A 14,772-nucleotide genomic window follows, 5' to 3' on the forward strand; every position below is an offset into this window, starting at 1 on the left:
CCTGCCGACGGGCGTGGAGATGGTGATGCCCGGGGACAACGTGCGCATGAACGTGGAGTTGATCACGCCGATCGCGTGCGAAGAAGGCCTGCGCTTCGCGATCCGCGAGGGCGGCCGCACGGTGGGCGCCGGCGTCGTCACCAAGGTGACCGAGTAACGCATATGGCACGCCAAAAAATACGCATCCGCCTGCGCGCCTACGATCACAAGATCTTGGATCAATCGGCCGAGCGCATCGTCGAGACGGCCAAACGTACCGGAGCGTTCGTCAGCGGACCCGTGCCGCTGCCGACGTCCATCGAGCGCCAATGCGTGCTGCGTTCCCCGCACGTGGACAAGAAGAGCCGCGAGCACTTCGAGATCCGCACGCACAAGCGGCTCATCGACATCCTTCAGGCGTCGGCCAAGACGATGGATGCGCTCATGCACCTGGATCTGCCGGCCGGCGTCGACATCGAGTTGAAGGCTTAGCTCATGAAGCAGATCATCGGGCGCAAACTTGGCATGACCAACGTGTTCACCGAAGACGGGCGCTACGTGCCGGTCACGGTGATCGCGGCCGGTCCCTGCTCGGTGATCGAGCGCAAGAGCGTGGACAAACACGGCTACGATTCGGTCGTGCTCGGCTTCGAAGATGCGAAGCTCAAGCAGCTCTCCAAACCGATGCGCGCGCGCTTTGAGAAATTGAACACCGCGCCCAAGAACGTGCTGCGCGAATTCCGGGGCGAGCTGGGTGAGGCCAAGGCCGGCGACACGATCACCGTTTCGGTGTTCGAAGCGGGCGATCGCGTGGACGTCATCGGCACGAGCAAGGGCCACGGTTTTTCCGGCATCATGAAGCGTTGGAACGCGTCGGGCGGCGGCGCAAGCCACGGCTCCATGATCCATCGGCAGCCGGCATCGAACAGCGACACGAACTCCGCCAAAGTAGTGAAGGGAAGCCATCGCCCAGGACATTGGGGCGTCGATCGGGTGACCAGCTTGAATTTGGAAGTCATCCAGACGGACGCCGAAAAGAATCTTCTTCTTGTGGAAGGCGCCGTTCCGGGCTCGCGCAACGGGCTTGTGCTGGTGCGTCCCTCGGTGAAAGCGAAAGCGAAGGCGGCGAAGTGAGCGTTCCTCTGTTGGACAAGTCGGGCAAGGCGATTGGCAAAGTCGACGTGCCCGCGGCGTTCGCCAAACCCGTAAAAGCCAAAGTGATCCATCAGGCGGTCATGCGCCATCTCGCCAATCGGCGCGCCGGCACGGCGGATACGAAGACGCGCGCGGAAGTCGCCGGCGGCGGACGCAAGCCCTGGCGTCAAAAGGGCACCGGACGCGCCCGCCATGGCAGCATCCGTTCGCCGATCTGGCGCAAGGGCGGCGTGGTCTTCGGTCCGCACCCGCGCTCGTTCGCGATCTCGATGAACCGGAGCGCGCGGCGCGCTGCGTTGGCGATGGCGATCGCCGCCAAGATCAAAGACGGCGGTTTGTCCGTGCTCGACGTCACCGGCCTGCGCCCGGCCAAGACGAAGGATATCGTGAACCTGCTTTGGTCCGACGGCAACTACCGCAGCGGCGATCGCATCATGCTGGTCGTGCACAACGACAAAGACGAAAACGCGGACGCGGTCAAGCGGGCCGGACGCAATCTGGCGCGCGCCTTGGTGTCCGGGCACGGCGAGGTATCGGCATACTCGCTGCTCGCGCACGACCGCGTGCTGATGACCAAGGCCGCGTACGATGCTCTGGCGGAGGTGTGCGGTGCCTGAACTGCGAGAGATCGTCCGGCGGCCGCTCGTGACCGAGAAATCGGTCGCGGGATCGGCGCATTCCCAGTATTCGTTCGAAGTGGCTTACCAGGCTTCGAAACACGTGATCAAAGAGGCGATCGAGAAGACCTTCAAGGTCACGGTGCTGCGCGTCAACACGGTTTCGGTCCCGGCGAAAAGCGGACGCAACATGCGCCGCCCGACGCGCCGGCCGGTGGTCACGAAGCACGGCCGGAAAAAAGCTATCGTCACGCTCAAAGAGGGCGACAAGATCGAACTCGGCGGCGTCAACTACTTTGAGTCATAAGCATGGCATTTAAAAAATTCAAACCGACAAGTCCCGGGCGGCGCTTCATGACGATAAGCGCCTTCGAAGACATCACGAAGAAGAGGCCCGAGAGCTCGCTGCTCGAGCCCAAGCACAAACATGCCGGGCGCAACTTCAACGGTCACATCACCGTGCGCCACCGCGGCGGCGGGCACAAGGTGCTGTACCGGCGCATCGATTTTGCGCGGCGCAAGGACGGAATACCCGCGCTCGTGGCGGCGATCGAATACGATCCGAACCGTTCGGCCCGCATCGCGCTGCTGCATTATCGCGACGGCGAGAAGCGTTACATCCTCGCGCCGCTCGGCGTGTCGGTGGGCGATACGCTGGTCTCGGGGCCCGACGCCGACATCAAGACCGGCAACGCGCTGCCGCTCGCGAACATCCCGCTCGGCACCGTCATCCACAATATCGAGTTGACACCGGGCGGCGGCGGCAAGCTGGTGCGCTCGGCCGGCGGCTCGGCGCAGTTGATGGCCAAAGAGGGCACGTACGCGCAGGTCCGCATGCCCTCGGGTGAAGTGCGCATGATCGGCGTGCTTTGCCGCGCCACCATCGGGCAGCTCGGCAACCTCGAGCACGAGAACGCGGTCATCGGCAAGGCAGGCCGCATCCGTTGGCTTGGCCGTCGCCCGCAAGTGCGCGGCATCGCCATGAACCCGGTCGACCATCCGCATGGCGGCGGCGAAGCGCGCTCGACCGCAGGCCGGCCACCGACCACGCCGTGGGGCGTGATGACCATGGGCAAAAAGACGCGCCGCAACAAGCGCACTACGAAGTTCATCGTCAAGCGCCGGAGCAAAAAATGAGCCGTTCAACCAAGAAGGGGCCGTACGTGGCAGACCACTTGCTAGCCAAGATCGAGCGCATGAACTCCGCGCGCGAGAAGCGCGTCATCAAGACGTGGTCGCGCTCCTCGACGGTCATCCCCGCGATGGTCGGGCACACGATCGCGGTGCACGACGGGCGCAAGCACGTCCCCGTCTACGTGCAGGAGAACATGGTCGGCCACAAGCTCGGCGAGTTCGCGCCGACGCGCATTTTCCGCGGCCACGGCACCGGCGCTCCAAAGGTAGAGGTGAAATAGCGTGCAAGCGCAAGCAACCGCAAAATTCTTGCGCGTCCCAGCACGCAAAGCGCGGCGCGTGGTGGACGTCATCCGCGGCAAGCGCGTCGACCAGGCGTTGACGCTGCTCGCCTTCTCGACGCTCGATGCGGCGAAAGCGGTGCACAAGATCCTGCGTTCGGCGGTCGCCAACGCCGAGAACAATCACGGCATGAAGGGCGCCGAGCTGCTCGTATCGCGCGCGTTCGTGGACGGCGGTCCATCCATCAAGCGGGTCGAGGCGCGCGCGCGCGGCTCGGCCGGTATAAAAAGGAAGAAAATGTCACACGTCACGATCGTCGTGTCCGACGGGGAGAGCCAATAGGCATGGGTCAGAAGGTTAATCCGATCGGCTTCCGGCTCGGCATCACGCGCACTTGGGACTCGCGCTGGTTTGAGAACAGGCTATACAAAGAGTGGCTGCACGAAGACCTGCGCATCCGCGGGGTCATCGATGAGTTGTCGCGTTCGGCGGGCGTGTCCAAAGTGGAGATCGAGCGCCGCGCCAATCAAGCGCGCGTGCTGATCCACACCGCGAAACCCGGCATCATCATCGGCAAGCGCGGCGCCGGTATCGAAGACCTGCGCCGGAAGATCGAGCGCGTCGTCGGCAAGCCGGTGATCGTCAACGTGATGGAGATCAAGCATCCGGAGCTCGACGCCAAACTCGTCGCCAACAACATCATCGATCAGCTGGAGAAACGCATCGCGTTCCGGCGCGCCATGCGCCAGGCGATCCAGCGCACCATGAAGGCGGGCGCGCGCGGCATCAAAGTGCAGTGCGGCGGCCGGCTCGGCGGCGCGGAGATCGCGCGCGTCGAGCGCAACTTCGAGGGCAAGGTGCCGCTGCATACGTTGCGCGCGAACATCGACTACGCGCAGGTCGAGGCGTACACCACGTACGGACGCATCGGCGTGAAAGTGTGGATCTACCTGGGCGAAGTGCTGCCGGATGGACGTCCAAAACAGGAACCCGCCGACGTTCGGCCGCTGCGCGAGCGGCGTCCGCGCGCGCCGCGCGCCGCGAAACCGGACGCGGGAGCTGAAGCTCCCGCTCCGCTCGAGGGGTCAGCAGGAGCTGAAGCTCCTGCTCCAGCGACCCCCCCGGAGGTCGTAGCAACGGACCTTCAGGTCCGTTCTGAAACCGAAGCTCCCGCTAAGGAGGACGCATAGCGCATGCTTCTTCCAAAGCGAGTCAAACACCGCAAGGTGCAGCGCGGCCGCATGAAGGGCCGCGCGCAGCGCGGCAACACCCTGCACTTCGGGGAGTACGGGCTGCAAGCGCTCGAGCCGGCCTGGGTGACGAATCGCCAGATCGAAGCCGCGCGCATCGCGCTCACGCGCCATCTCAAGCGCGGCGGCAAGGTCTGGATCACGATATTCCCGGACAAGTCGTATACGAAAAAACCTGCCGAGACGCGCCAAGGCTCCGGCAAGGGCGCGCCCGAGGGTTGGGTGGCCGTCGTGCGGCCGGGCCGCGTGCTGTTCGAATTAGCCGGCATCGATGCGGCGATGGCCACGCAAGCCCTGCGCCTCGCCGCCTCCAAACTGCCGATCGACACCAAAATTCTGCGGCGTGAAGGGTTGGGAGAATCCGTTGAAATCTAGCGAACTGCGCAGCTTGCGCGAACTCACGATCCGCGAGCTCGAAGAGAAGCTCGTCGCGGCCAAAGAAGAGCTGTTCAATCTGCGCTTTCAGCTCGTCACAGGCCACCTCGAGGACCACGCCAAGGTGACCAAACTGCGGCGCGACATCGCGCAGCTCTACACCGTCTTGGCGCAGCGGAAGCTGGCGGGTTAAGCGATGGCAGAACAAACGCCTGTGCGGGCGCGCCCGAACCGCAAGACGAGAGTCGGCCGTGTCGTCTCCGACAAGATGATGAAGAGCATCGTCGTGATCACCCAAGCCCCGCGGGCGCACCCGGCCTACGGAAAGATCACCGTGCGCTCGACGCGCTACATGGCGCATGACGAGGGCAACGAAGCGAAGATCGGCGACTTGGTCCGCATCGTCGAGACGCGGCCGCTGAGTGCGCGCAAGCGCTGGCGCCTCGTCGAGATCGTGGAAAAAGCCAAGTGATCCAGGCGCAGACGCGGCTCAAAGTCGCTGACAACTCGGGCGCGCGCGAACTGATGGTCTTCCACGTGAAGGGCGGCTCGCGCCATCCCTACGCGTACGTGGGCGACATCGTCACCGCCACCGTCAAGAGCGCGATTCCCGGAGCTGCCGTGAAGAAGGGCAACGTGGTTCAAGCCGTCATCGTGCGACAGAAGAAGAAGATGCGCCGGCCCGATGGTTCCTTCATCCGCTTCGACGAGAACGCCGCGGTGCTCCTCAACGAGCAGAACAACCCGCGCGGCACCCGCATTTTCGGTCCGGTCGCGCGCGAGCTGCGCGATCGCGACTTCATGAAGATCGTCTCGCTTGCACCGGAGGTGCTCTAGAACATGGGCGCGATTCGACTGGCGGCCGGCGACACCGTGATGGTGCTGTCCGGCAAATATAAAGGAAAGCGTGGCAAGATCAAACTCGTGCGGCGCGGCGACGCGGTCGCCGAAGTCGAGGGCGTGAACGTCGTGAAGCGCCACACGAAGCCGGGCGTGAAGTCCAAAGGCCGTTCTTCGGTCATGGGCTCCGGCTCGAGCCCGAGCGCGGGCGGCATCTTCGAAAAGGAGATGCCGGTGCCGCTGCACCGTTTGATGTACGTGTGTCCGAAGTGCGCCAAGCCCTCGAAGCTGGCGTTCGCGGTCAAGGGTGGGAGCAAAGAGCGCATCTGTCGTCGCTGCGGAGAACCCGCGGAACGGCCGGTGAAGGCGTGAACGAGGTGAAAAAAACGGTGAACCGATTGAAAGAGCGGTACGGGAAAGAGATCGTACCGGCGCTCATCAAGCGTTTCGGCTACTCCAATCGCATGCAAGTGCCGCGCCTGACGAAGATCGTGGTCAATATGGGCGTTGGCGAAGCCGTCGCCAATCCGAAGGCGATCGACGGCGCCGTCTCCGACCTGACCGCCATCACCGGCCAAAAGCCGCTGGTGACGCGAGCCACCAAGAGCATCGCCGTGTACAAACTTCGGGCCGGCATGCAGATCGGCGCGAAAGTGACGCTGCGGGGCGAGCGCATGTACGCCTTCCTCGACAAGCTGGTCAACATCGTCCTGCCGCGCATCCGGGATTTTCGCGGCATGTCGCGCTCGTCGCTCGACGGCCGCGGCAACTACGCCCTTGGGCTCAAGGAACAGCTGGTTTTTCCGGAGATCAGCTACGACAAGGTCGACATGGTGCGCGGCATGGACATCGTCATCGTTACCACCGCGCGCAACGATGAGGAGGCGCTGGCGTTCTTGAGCGAGATCGGCATGCCGCTCCGCAAAGAGGGGGTCGCAGCGTAATCTAATGGCAAAGACATGTTTGATCGAGAAAAGCAAGCGCACGCCGAAATTCAAAGTGCGCGCGCACAACCGCTGCCGGCGATGCGGCCGGCCAAAGGGCTACTTGCGCAAGTTCGCGCTCTGCCGCATATGCTTCCGCGAGCTGGCGCACGCCGGCAAGATCCCCGGCGTCACCAAGGCGTCGTGGTAGAGCCGGAGTAAAGAGAAGACGGGTATGGGAACGATAACCGATCCAGTCGCCGACATGCTCACGCGCATCCGCAACGCCAACACGGCGTTCCTTGCGCTCGTCGACGTGCCGGCATCGCGCGTCAAGCTGGAGCTCGCGAAGCTGTTGAAGGCCGAAGGCTTCATCAAGACGTTTGACGTGGTGGAGGGCAAGCCGCGCGACACGATCCGCATCACGCTCAAATACGGCACCGGGCGCGAGCGGGTCATCAACGGACTGCAGCGCATCAGCCGGCCAGGCCTGCGCATCTACACGCCCAAGGGCGAGATCCCCAAGTGCATGGGCGGCCTCGGCTTGGTCATCATGTCGACGCCCAAAGGCATCATCAGCGGCCGCCAAGCGCGCCGGCTGGGCTGCGGCGGCGAAGTCATGGCTTTTGTATGGTGACCCATGAGTAGAATCGGCCGCATGCCCGTCACGGTGCCCTCCGACGTGAACGTCGGCTATGCCGAGCGCGTCGTGTCCGTCAAGGGCCCGAAGGGCGAGTTGACGCTTCGCTGTGCCGAACCGCTCGAGGTCAAACTCGAGAACGGCAGCGTGAGCGTGTCGCGCCCGGACGAGAGCAAACGCACGCGCCAGCTGCATGGTTTGACGCGCACGCTGATCGCCAACATGGTGGACGGCGTCACGAAGGGCTTTTCGAAGTCGCTCGATATCATCGGCGTCGGCTATCGCGCGCAGATGCAGGGCAAGAAGCTGCAGCTGCAGGTCGGCTTCTCGCACCCCGTCATCGTGGAGCCGCCCGCAGGCATCGAGATCAAAGTCGAAGGCACGAACAAGATCGTGATCAGCGGCGCCGACAAGCAACAGGTCGGGCAGCTGGCGGCGCAGATCCGTCACGTGCGGCCGCCGGAGCCATACAAGGGCAAGGGCATCCGCTATACGGGCGAGCACGTGCGGCGTAAACTTGGCAAAGCCGGCAAGACGGCAGGCGGTAAGAAATGACGATCGATCGCAACGCATCCAGGCTGCGGCGCCATGCCCGCATCCGCAAGCGCCTCGGCGGTTCCGCGCAGCGACCGCGTCTGTCGGTGTTCCGCAGCTTGCACCACGTGTATGCGCAGATCATCGACGACACGACCGGGCGCACCGTCGTCGCAGCTTCGACGCGCGAGAAGGCGGTCGCGCAGGGACTCGATTCGCTGTCCGCGGCCGCCGCCGCAGAGCGGGTCGGCAAAGTGATCGCCGAGCGCGCCAAGGAAAAGGGCGTCAAAGCGGTCGTGTTCGATCGCGGCGGCTACCGATACCACGGGCGCATCAAAGCGCTCGCAGATGCGGCGCGCAGCGCCGGGTTGGAGTTTTAGACAGTGGCACGAATCACCGACGGCTCGGGACTCGAAGAACAAGTCGTGCGCGTCAACCGCGTCGCGAAAGTCGTCAAGGGCGGCAAGCGGTTCTCGTTCTCGGCGCTCGTGGTCGTGGGCGACCGGCAAGGCCGCGTGGGCTACGGCATCGGCAAGGCGCGCGAAGTGCCCGAAGCCATTCGCAAGGGTGTCGAGGCCGCGCGCCGCGCGCTGATCACGGTGCCTATGGTGGGGCGCACGATCCCGCATCCGATCCATTCGCATGTCGGCGCGGGCAAAGTCATGATGCGGCCCGCCAGCAAAGGCACCGGCGTGATCGCGGGCGGCGCCATGCGCGCCGTGCTGGAGCTTGCCGGCGTGCACGACATCCTAACCAAGTCGCTCGGCACGAATAACCCGATCAACGTCATCGCCGCTACCGTGGCCGGACTCGCCAAGCTTCGCACCGCGGAGACCGTGGCCAGGCAGCGCGGCAAGACGCTCGCCGAGCTCTTCGACAAGCAGCCGGCGGCGGATGCTGCGCAGCCGGACGAAAGGGAACAACCAGGTGAAGCTGTCGCATCTTAAGCCCGCCCCGGGCTCGAAGGTCAAGCGCTTGCGCATCGGCCGCGGGCATGGCAGCGGCATGGTGAAGACCGCGGGCAAAGGCGGCAAGGGCCAGACCGCGCGCTCGGGCGGCGGCAAAGGCCGGACCTTTGAAGGCGGACAGACGCCATGGTTCCGGCGCCTGCCGCAGCGTCGCGGCGTGTCGCAAAAATCCCGCTCGACAAAGATCTTCCGCACCGAGTACTCGGTGGTCAACGTGGGCGACCTCGAGGACTGGGATGTCAGCGTCGTCGTGTCGCCCGAAGCCCTGCTCGAGGCCGGCGTGATCGCCAAACAGCGCGACGGCATCAAGATCCTCGGCGGCGGCGATGCCCCGAAGGGTTTGAAATTCCGCGATGTCGTCTTCTCAGGCCCGGCTCGAGCCAAACTCGAAGCTGCCGGCGCGGTGTTTGAGGAATAGACGCGCATGGTGATGTGGCGCAACCTGGCAAACGCACTGGTCGTTCCGGAGATCCGGAACCGGCTTCTGTTCGTATTCGGCGCGTTCGCCCTGTTCGTGGTCGCGGTCTACATCCAAGTGCCGTACGTCAACATCACGAAGTGGCAGCAGATCCTGGCGCAGGGACAATTCCTGAACTTCCTCGGCTTCCTGTCCGGCGGAGCGCTGCAGCGCTTCTCCGTGATCGCCATGGGCATCACGCCGTACATCAACGCGAGCATCATCATGCAGCTGATGACGGTCGTATTCCCCGACATCAAAGAGCTGATGCAGCACGGCGGCGAGGAAGGGCGGCGCAAAGTCGGTCTGTGGACGCGCTGGCTCACCGCCATCCTGGCGGTCGTCCAAGCCACGACCATGGTGATCGCGCTGAACCGCTCGGGCATCTTCGAGCGGACGGACACGCTCTATCTGGTCTCCGTCGTCTTGGTCCTCACCGCCGGCACCATGTGGCTGATGTGGCTGGGCGAGCAGATCACCGACAAGGGCGTCGGAAACGGCGTCTCGCTGATCATCTTCGTCGGCATCATCTTGCGCTATCCGACCTACTTCGCGCAGACGTTCCAACTCTCCGAAAAGGGCGGCCTGCCGATCTTCGGTCTCGTGCTCTTCGCGCTGATCGCCATCGTGTCGCTGATCTCGATCGTCTTCATGTACCAGGGACAGCGGCGCGTGCCGGTGCAGTACGCGAAGCGCGTCGTGGGACGCAAGGTGTATGGCGGGCGCAGCACCTACATCCCGCTGCGCCTGAACAACGCCGGCGTCATCTCGATCATCTTCGCCATCTCGATCTTGCTGCTGCCGCAGCAGATCGCGTCGTGGTCCGCCCAGTACCACACGACGTGGGCGCAGGCGTTCAACGGCTTCATGGTCCAGTATTTCGGCTACGGCAGCATCTTGTACAACGCGGTCTATTTCTTGCTGGTCGTCGGCTTCACGTTCTTCTACAGCGAAGTCGTGGTCAACATCATGGACATCGGGGACTCGCTCAAGAAGCAGGGGGGCTTCATACCCGGCATCCGGCCGGGCAAACCGACCACCGACTATTTGCAGAAGATCCTGCACCGCATCACGGTCGTGGCGGCCGTGTACCTCGGCGTCCTAGCGGTGCTGCCGAACATCACGCAGAATTTCACGCACATCACTACCATATTTTTGGGCAGTACCTCGCTGCTCATCGTGGTCGGCGTGGCGCTTGACACGATGACGCAGGTCGAGGCGCGGCTCGCCATGCGCGACTATCGGGGCTTTATCAAACAATGAGCGGCCAAGGAACGCGCGTCATCCTGCTCGGTGCGCCGGGCGCGGGCAAGGGCACTCAGTCCCACCTGCTCGTGGAGACCCTGGACGTGCCGCACATCTCCACCGGCGACATGTTCCGCGTGGCGAAGGCGGCCGGAACGCCGATGGGCGTCGTGGCGAAGCGTTATATGGACCACGGGGAGCTCGTGCCCGATGACGTGACCATCGGCCTCATCGAAGAGCGGCTGCAGCAGCCCGACACGCAAGGCGGCTATATCCTGGACGGTTTCCCTCGGACCGCGGTGCAGGCCGAGGCGCTGAACAAGCTACTCGCGCGCTTGGGCCAGCGCCTCGACGCGGTCATCAAGCTGACGGTTCCGCAAAACGAGCTGTTGCGCAGGCTCACCGGCAGGCGCGTGTGTCCGAACTGCGGGGCGAACTATCACCACGACTCTGCGCCTCCGAAAGTCGCCGGCGTGTGCGATCATTGCGGCGCGAAGCTGCAGCAGCGCGAAGACGACAGCGACGCGACCGTCGCGCATCGCCTCGAGGTGTACGACAAGAACACGCGGCCGCTCATCGCGTACTACGAGAAGATGGGCCTGCTGCACCGCATCGACGGCACGCAGCCGATCGACGTCGTGCACCAAGCGATGGTCGACGCGGCGCGATCCAAGGTCAAGACCATATGATCAACTGCAAGAGCGAGCGCGAGCTGGCGAAGATGCGGTTGAGCGGGCGGGTCACCGCGCGCGCGCTCGAGGCGCTCAAGCCGCTGGTGCAGCCGGGCATCTCGACCAAGGAGATCGACGCCGCCGCTGAGCGCGAAATCCGCGGCATGGGAGCGGAGCCGGCGTTCCTCGGCTATCATGGCTTCACCGGTTCGATTTGCGCCTCGGTGAACGATGAGGTCGTGCACGGCATCCCCGGCAGCCGCAAGCTGCGCGAAGGCGACATCCTCAAGATCGACATCGGGGCGGTCGCCGACGGCTGGTACTCGGACATGGCATATACGCTGCCAGTGGGCAGGGTTTCGGCCGAGGCGAGCAAGCTGATCGAGGTCACGCAGGCGTCCCTGTACGAGGGCATCCGAGCCGTGCGGCCCGGCGGGCACGTGTCCGACGTGGGAAGTGCTGTGCAAGCATATGTCGAAAGACATGGGTTCGCGGTGGTGCGGGCCCTGGTGGGCCACGGGGTCGGCAAGCACCTGCACGAGGATCCGGCGGTGCCGAATTTCGGGCGCAAGGGCGGCGGCGCGCCCTTGAAGCGCGGCATGGTGCTGGCGATCGAGCCGATGGTCAACGCGGGCACTTTCGAGGTGCGCACCAAGGATGACCAATGGACGGTCGTGACCGCCGACGGCAGCCTTTCCGCGCATTTCGAACACACCGTCGCGGTGGTGGACGGCGGTTACGAGATACTGACGCTGCCGGAAACACAGGCAGAAGTTGCCACGGCGGCGGTTGGAGGTACGCGTGGCGCGACGTAGACGCCCGGGGATCCAGCGGCACTCCGCAAAGAAGAAACCGCCGAAAGCGCATTCGGCCTCACCGAAGGAAGAGGCGATCGAGGTGGAGGGCGTCGTGGTGGAGCCGCTTCCGAACGCGTTCTTCCGAGTCGAGTTGAGCAACGGACACAAAGTGCTGGCGCGCGTGTCGGGCAAGATCAGGATGAACTTCATCAGGATCTTGCCAGGGGACCGGGTCCTGGTGGAACTGTCGCCCTACGACCTGAGCCAAGGCCGCATCACGTATCGATACAAATAGGATAAAAGGATGAAAGTAAGACCGAGCGTCAAGAAGATCTGCGACAAATGCAAGATCATCAAGCGGCGGGGACGCACGCGGGTGATCTGCGAGAATCCCAAGCACAAACAGGCTCAGGGGTAAGAGGAGCATATGGCACGCATTGCAGGCATCGACCTGCCGCGCGAAAAGCGGATCGAAGTCGCGTTGACCTACATCTTCGGCATCGGACGGCCCACGGCCGAGCGTTTGCTGAAGACGACCGGCGTCAACCCGGACACGAGGGTGAAGAACCTCACCGACGACGACATCCAGAAACTTCGCGAGCAGATCGAGAAGAATCTCAAGGTCGAGGGCGACCTGCGCCGCGAGGTCTCGAGCGCGATCAAGCGGCTGGTGGACATCGGGTGCTATCGGGGCATGCGCCACCGGCGTGGGCTGCCGGTACGCGGGCAGCGCACGCGCACGAACGCGCGCAGTCGCAAGGGTCCGAGGAAGACCGTCGCCGGCAAGAAGAAGACCAAGGGTCCGGGCATCGGCAAATGATCGCAAAGGAAACATAATGGCAACAGCACCAAAGCGCGTACGGCGCACGAAGAAAAAAGAAGTCAAGAATGTCTCGCAGGGCATCGCCCGGATCCATTCGAGCTTCAACAACACGATCGTGACGATCACCGACCTTCAAGGCGGCACGCTCGCTTGGGCGAGCGCCGGCGGCATGGGCTTTGCGGGAAGCAAGAAGTCCACGCCGTTCGCGGCGCAGTTGGCGGCAGAAGCCGCAGCGCGCAAGTCGATGGAGCACGGCATGCGTCAGGTCGAAGTGCACGTGCGCGGTCCGGGAGCCGGCCGCGAGGCCGCGATTCGGTCGCTGCAAGCCGCGGGCTTGGAGATCACGGTCATCAAAGACGTGACGCCGATCCCGCACAACGGCTGCCGTCCGCCGAAACGCCGCCGAGTCTAATGTAGCGTTCCGAGCGAAGCTCGGAAAATGTAGTGCCGGGGCTTTAGCCCCGGAGAGGAGAATATGGCACGATATACAGGTCCGGTCTGCCGCATGTGCCGGCGCGAAAGCGCCAGCGGCGGCAAGCCCGGCGAGAAGGTGAAGCTCTTCCTTAAGGGCGAGCGCTGCTTGTCGAAGAAGTGCGCCGTGGAGCGGCGTACGGCGGCGCCCGGACAGAAAGCGCAGACCAAGAACCGTCCGAAGGTCTCGGAGTTTGGCCGCCAGCTGCGCGAGAAGCAGAAGATGCGCCGCATCTACGGGGTCCTCGAGCGGCAGTTCGAGAACTACTACAAGAGGGCGAGCACCAGCAAAGGCCAGACGGGCCAGGCGCTCCTGAGCCTGCTCGAGTCACGGCTCGACAACGTGATCTACCGTCTCAATCTCGCGACGTCGCGTTCGCAAGCGCGGCAGTTGGTGCACCACCGTCACATCACCGTGAACGGCAAGCGCGTCAACGTGCCTTCGATGCGCGTGCGGCCGGGCGACGAGATCGGGGTGGTCGAGGCGAGCCGCAAGACCACGCTCCTGCAAAGCCTGGAGAACTACTCCAAGGGCCGGCGCGTGCCGGGCTGGCTGGAATATGACGAGCAGAGCGTCAAGGCCAAGGTGCTCCAGTTGCCGGCTCGCGCCGACATCGACACCAACGTCGAAGAACAACTCATCGTCGAATACTACTCACGATAATAAGGGGAATTATGTCAGTCCTGGAATTTCAAAGAGCTTCTATCGAAGTGCGCGAACGGCGCGACTCCTACGCGAAATTCGCGATCGAGCCGCTCGAGCGCGGCTTCGGCATCACGCTGGGCAATGCGCTGCGGCGCATCCTGCTGTCGTCGCTGCCCGGCGCGTCCGTCACCTACGTGAAGATCGACGGCGTGCTGCACGAGTTCTCGACCATCCCCGGGGTGGTCGAAGACACGACGCACATCATCCTGAACCTCAAGGGCTTGCCTTTGCGCATGCTCACCGACGAGCCGAAGGTGCTGCGCATCGAGGCCTCGGGCGAACGGGAGGTGACCGCGCGCGACATCGTGCCGGACGCCGACGTCGAACTGCTCGACCCCGATTACCACATCGCCACGCTCACCGACAAGAAAGCGCGTCTGGTCATGGAGATCGGCGTCGAGAAATGGCGCGGCTACGTGACCGCTGACAAGCAGCGCAACGTCGAGCACGTCATCGGCTTGATCCCGGTGGACTCCATCTTCACGCCGATACGCAAGGTCAACTACCAGATCGAGGACACGCGCGTCGGCCAGGTGACCGATCACGACCGCCTGCTCATGGAGATCGAGACCAACGGCAGCGTGACGCCCGACGAAGCGCTCTCGACAGCGGCGAAGATCTTGCAGGATCAACTGTCGTTGTTCGTGAGTTTCAGCGGACGACCCGAAGTGGAGGCGCCCGCCGAAGAGGCGGCCCCGTTCTCCGATTGGGATATTCCGGTGGACGAGCTCGACCTGTCGGTGCGCTCGTACAACTGTCTGAAGCGGGCGGGGATCAGCAAGATCTCCGAACTGCTGCAGAAGACCGAAGACGAGATCATGAACATGCGCAACCTAGGCAAGAAGTCCGTCGACGAGATCAAGGAGAAGCTCGCCGAGCGGAATCTGTCGCTGAAGCAGGGGTGA

Annotated in this window: 28 protein-coding genes and 2 pseudogenes; all 30 read left to right on the top strand. The window is 63.9% G+C overall.

Annotation, left to right across the window (positions count from 1 at the left end; genetic code table 11):
• Positions 1-157: elongation factor Tu (tuf, locus tag VN934_01465; protein ID HXM17461.1), on the top strand; the 157-nt coding region annotated here is incomplete at its 5' end.
• A gap of 5 nt (positions 158-162) precedes the next feature.
• Positions 163-471: a 30S ribosomal protein S10 gene (gene rpsJ, locus VN934_01470; protein ID HXM17462.1), complete on the top strand. Its 309-nt coding sequence runs from the start codon at positions 163-165 to the stop codon at positions 469-471.
• Positions 472-474: 3 nt separating this feature from the next.
• Positions 475-1,113, top strand: a complete 639-nt coding sequence (rplC, locus tag VN934_01475) for a 50S ribosomal protein L3 (protein ID HXM17463.1) — start codon at positions 475-477, stop codon at positions 1,111-1,113.
• 47 nt (positions 1,114-1,160) lie between these two features.
• The gene (gene rplD / locus VN934_01480) at positions 1,161-1,751 is read left to right on the top strand and encodes a 50S ribosomal protein L4 (GenBank protein ID HXM17464.1); all 591 of its coding nucleotides are present in this window, start codon (positions 1,161-1,163) and stop codon (positions 1,749-1,751) included.
• Entirely contained in the window at positions 1,744-2,058 is a 315-nt protein-coding gene (rplW, locus tag VN934_01485) for a 50S ribosomal protein L23 (GenBank protein HXM17465.1), read from the top strand. The genes rplD and rplW overlap by 8 nt, the downstream gene beginning before the upstream one ends.
• Positions 2,059-2,060: 2 nt before the next feature.
• Positions 2,061-2,888 carry a 50S ribosomal protein L2 gene (gene rplB / locus VN934_01490; protein HXM17466.1) on the top strand — a complete coding sequence of 276 codons (828 nt, stop codon included), beginning with the start codon at positions 2,061-2,063 and terminating at the stop codon, positions 2,886-2,888.
• Positions 2,885-3,166 (top strand): 30S ribosomal protein S19, encoded by a 282-nt coding sequence (gene rpsS, locus VN934_01495; protein ID HXM17467.1) that lies wholly within the window; start codon positions 2,885-2,887, stop codon positions 3,164-3,166. The genes rplB and rpsS overlap by 4 nt, the downstream gene beginning before the upstream one ends.
• 1 nt (position 3,167) lies before the next feature.
• Positions 3,168-3,509, top strand: coding sequence for a 50S ribosomal protein L22 (rplV, locus tag VN934_01500; protein ID HXM17468.1), 342 nt, complete (start codon positions 3,168-3,170; stop codon positions 3,507-3,509).
• Between the two features lie 2 nt (positions 3,510-3,511).
• Positions 3,512-4,135: pseudogene (gene rpsC / locus VN934_01505) on the top strand (30S ribosomal protein S3).
• A gap of 225 nt (positions 4,136-4,360) precedes the next feature.
• Positions 4,361-4,792, top strand: a complete 432-nt coding sequence (rplP, locus tag VN934_01510; protein ID HXM17469.1) for a 50S ribosomal protein L16 — start codon at positions 4,361-4,363, stop codon at positions 4,790-4,792.
• Positions 4,782-4,985 carry a 50S ribosomal protein L29 gene (gene rpmC, locus VN934_01515; protein ID HXM17470.1) on the top strand — a complete coding sequence of 68 codons (204 nt, stop codon included), beginning with the start codon at positions 4,782-4,784 and terminating at the stop codon, positions 4,983-4,985. Before rplP ends, rpmC begins: the two co-directional genes overlap by 11 nt.
• Positions 4,986-4,988: 3 nt before the next feature.
• Complete coding sequence (rpsQ, locus tag VN934_01520; protein ID HXM17471.1) at positions 4,989-5,264, top strand: 30S ribosomal protein S17; 276 nt, start codon at positions 4,989-4,991, stop codon at positions 5,262-5,264.
• Positions 5,261-5,629 (top strand): 50S ribosomal protein L14, encoded by a 369-nt coding sequence (gene rplN, locus VN934_01525; protein ID HXM17472.1) that lies wholly within the window; start codon positions 5,261-5,263, stop codon positions 5,627-5,629. Before rpsQ ends, rplN begins: the two co-directional genes overlap by 4 nt.
• A 3-nt stretch (positions 5,630-5,632) precedes the next feature.
• The gene (gene rplX / locus VN934_01530) at positions 5,633-6,004 is read left to right on the top strand and encodes a 50S ribosomal protein L24 (protein ID HXM17473.1); all 372 of its coding nucleotides are present in this window, start codon (positions 5,633-5,635) and stop codon (positions 6,002-6,004) included.
• A gap of 17 nt (positions 6,005-6,021) precedes the next feature.
• Positions 6,022-6,576, top strand: coding sequence for a 50S ribosomal protein L5 (gene rplE / locus VN934_01535; protein HXM17474.1), 555 nt, complete (start codon positions 6,022-6,024; stop codon positions 6,574-6,576).
• Positions 6,577-6,580: 4 nt separating this feature from the next.
• Positions 6,581-6,766 carry a type Z 30S ribosomal protein S14 gene (locus VN934_01540; protein HXM17475.1) on the top strand — a complete coding sequence of 62 codons (186 nt, stop codon included), beginning with the start codon at positions 6,581-6,583 and terminating at the stop codon, positions 6,764-6,766.
• Between the two features lie 24 nt (positions 6,767-6,790).
• The gene (gene rpsH, locus VN934_01545) at positions 6,791-7,192 is read left to right on the top strand and encodes a 30S ribosomal protein S8 (protein ID HXM17476.1); all 402 of its coding nucleotides are present in this window, start codon (positions 6,791-6,793) and stop codon (positions 7,190-7,192) included.
• 3 nt (positions 7,193-7,195) lie between these two features.
• Entirely contained in the window at positions 7,196-7,750 is a 555-nt protein-coding gene (gene rplF / locus VN934_01550) for a 50S ribosomal protein L6 (protein ID HXM17477.1), read from the top strand.
• 2 nt (positions 7,751-7,752) lie between these two features.
• The gene (gene rplR, locus VN934_01555; protein ID HXM17478.1) at positions 7,753-8,109 is read left to right on the top strand and encodes a 50S ribosomal protein L18; all 357 of its coding nucleotides are present in this window, start codon (positions 7,753-7,755) and stop codon (positions 8,107-8,109) included.
• A 3-nt stretch (positions 8,110-8,112) separates the two neighbouring features.
• Positions 8,113-8,601, top strand: a pseudogene (gene rpsE, locus VN934_01560) (30S ribosomal protein S5).
• 55 nt (positions 8,602-8,656) lie between these two features.
• Positions 8,657-9,115 carry a 50S ribosomal protein L15 gene (gene rplO / locus VN934_01565; protein HXM17479.1) on the top strand — a complete coding sequence of 153 codons (459 nt, stop codon included), beginning with the start codon at positions 8,657-8,659 and terminating at the stop codon, positions 9,113-9,115.
• A 6-nt stretch (positions 9,116-9,121) separates the two neighbouring features.
• A complete protein-coding gene (gene secY / locus VN934_01570; GenBank protein ID HXM17480.1) occupies positions 9,122-10,417 on the top strand; it encodes a preprotein translocase subunit SecY in 1,296 nt (431 codons plus the stop codon).
• Positions 10,414-11,088 carry an adenylate kinase gene (locus VN934_01575; GenBank protein HXM17481.1) on the top strand — a complete coding sequence of 225 codons (675 nt, stop codon included), beginning with the start codon at positions 10,414-10,416 and terminating at the stop codon, positions 11,086-11,088. The genes secY and VN934_01575 overlap by 4 nt, the downstream gene beginning before the upstream one ends.
• Positions 11,085-11,885 (top strand): type I methionyl aminopeptidase, encoded by an 801-nt coding sequence (gene map / locus VN934_01580; GenBank protein HXM17482.1) that lies wholly within the window; start codon positions 11,085-11,087, stop codon positions 11,883-11,885. Before VN934_01575 ends, map begins: the two co-directional genes overlap by 4 nt.
• Before the next feature lie 10 nt (positions 11,886-11,895).
• Positions 11,896-12,162, top strand: a complete 267-nt coding sequence (gene infA / locus VN934_01585; protein HXM17483.1) for a translation initiation factor IF-1 — start codon at positions 11,896-11,898, stop codon at positions 12,160-12,162.
• Positions 12,163-12,171: 9 nt separating this feature from the next.
• Positions 12,172-12,285 carry a 50S ribosomal protein L36 gene (gene rpmJ, locus VN934_01590; GenBank protein HXM17484.1) on the top strand — a complete coding sequence of 38 codons (114 nt, stop codon included), beginning with the start codon at positions 12,172-12,174 and terminating at the stop codon, positions 12,283-12,285.
• A gap of 9 nt (positions 12,286-12,294) precedes the next feature.
• Positions 12,295-12,687 (top strand): 30S ribosomal protein S13, encoded by a 393-nt coding sequence (rpsM, locus tag VN934_01595; protein ID HXM17485.1) that lies wholly within the window; start codon positions 12,295-12,297, stop codon positions 12,685-12,687.
• Between the two features lie 16 nt (positions 12,688-12,703).
• A complete protein-coding gene (gene rpsK / locus VN934_01600) occupies positions 12,704-13,102 on the top strand; it encodes a 30S ribosomal protein S11 (GenBank protein HXM17486.1) in 399 nt (132 codons plus the stop codon).
• A 63-nt stretch (positions 13,103-13,165) separates the two neighbouring features.
• Positions 13,166-13,825 (top strand): 30S ribosomal protein S4, encoded by a 660-nt coding sequence (gene rpsD, locus VN934_01605; GenBank protein HXM17487.1) that lies wholly within the window; start codon positions 13,166-13,168, stop codon positions 13,823-13,825.
• Positions 13,826-13,836: 11 nt separating this feature from the next.
• Positions 13,837-14,772 carry a DNA-directed RNA polymerase subunit alpha gene (locus tag VN934_01610; protein HXM17488.1) on the top strand — a complete coding sequence of 312 codons (936 nt, stop codon included), beginning with the start codon at positions 13,837-13,839 and terminating at the stop codon, positions 14,770-14,772.

Source organism: Candidatus Tumulicola sp. (assembly GCA_035601835.1).
In the GTDB taxonomy this organism is placed as follows: Bacteria; Vulcanimicrobiota; Vulcanimicrobiia; order Eremiobacterales; family Eremiobacteraceae; genus DATNNM01.

What these genes read in the sequence shown, in the direction of transcription:
- rpsJ (HXM17462.1), top strand. Translation starts at nt 163, where the DNA reads ATGGCACGCCAAAAAATACGCATCCGCCTGCGCGCCTACGATCACAAG.
- rplC (HXM17463.1), top strand. Translation starts at nt 475, where the DNA reads ATGAAGCAGATCATCGGGCGCAAACTTGGCATGACCAACGTGTTCACC.
- rplB (HXM17466.1), top strand. Translation starts at nt 2,061, where the DNA reads ATGGCATTTAAAAAATTCAAACCGACAAGTCCCGGGCGGCGCTTCATG.
- rpsS (HXM17467.1), top strand. Translation starts at nt 2,885, where the DNA reads ATGAGCCGTTCAACCAAGAAGGGGCCGTACGTGGCAGACCACTTGCTA.
- rplP (HXM17469.1), top strand. Translation starts at nt 4,361, where the DNA reads ATGCTTCTTCCAAAGCGAGTCAAACACCGCAAGGTGCAGCGCGGCCGC.
- rpsQ (HXM17471.1), top strand. Translation starts at nt 4,989, where the DNA reads ATGGCAGAACAAACGCCTGTGCGGGCGCGCCCGAACCGCAAGACGAGA.
- rplX (HXM17473.1), top strand. Translation starts at nt 5,633, where the DNA reads ATGGGCGCGATTCGACTGGCGGCCGGCGACACCGTGATGGTGCTGTCC.
- VN934_01540 (HXM17475.1), top strand. Translation starts at nt 6,581, where the DNA reads ATGGCAAAGACATGTTTGATCGAGAAAAGCAAGCGCACGCCGAAATTC.
- rpsH (HXM17476.1), top strand. Translation starts at nt 6,791, where the DNA reads ATGGGAACGATAACCGATCCAGTCGCCGACATGCTCACGCGCATCCGC.
- rplF (HXM17477.1), top strand. Translation starts at nt 7,196, where the DNA reads ATGAGTAGAATCGGCCGCATGCCCGTCACGGTGCCCTCCGACGTGAAC.
- secY (HXM17480.1), top strand. Translation starts at nt 9,122, where the DNA reads ATGGTGATGTGGCGCAACCTGGCAAACGCACTGGTCGTTCCGGAGATC.
- VN934_01575 (HXM17481.1), top strand. Translation starts at nt 10,414, where the DNA reads ATGAGCGGCCAAGGAACGCGCGTCATCCTGCTCGGTGCGCCGGGCGCG.
- map (HXM17482.1), top strand. Translation starts at nt 11,085, where the DNA reads ATGATCAACTGCAAGAGCGAGCGCGAGCTGGCGAAGATGCGGTTGAGC.
- rpmJ (HXM17484.1), top strand. Translation starts at nt 12,172, where the DNA reads ATGAAAGTAAGACCGAGCGTCAAGAAGATCTGCGACAAATGCAAGATC.
- rpsM (HXM17485.1), top strand. Translation starts at nt 12,295, where the DNA reads ATGGCACGCATTGCAGGCATCGACCTGCCGCGCGAAAAGCGGATCGAA.
- rpsK (HXM17486.1), top strand. Translation starts at nt 12,704, where the DNA reads ATGGCAACAGCACCAAAGCGCGTACGGCGCACGAAGAAAAAAGAAGTC.
- rpsD (HXM17487.1), top strand. Translation starts at nt 13,166, where the DNA reads ATGGCACGATATACAGGTCCGGTCTGCCGCATGTGCCGGCGCGAAAGC.
- VN934_01610 (HXM17488.1), top strand. Translation starts at nt 13,837, where the DNA reads ATGTCAGTCCTGGAATTTCAAAGAGCTTCTATCGAAGTGCGCGAACGG.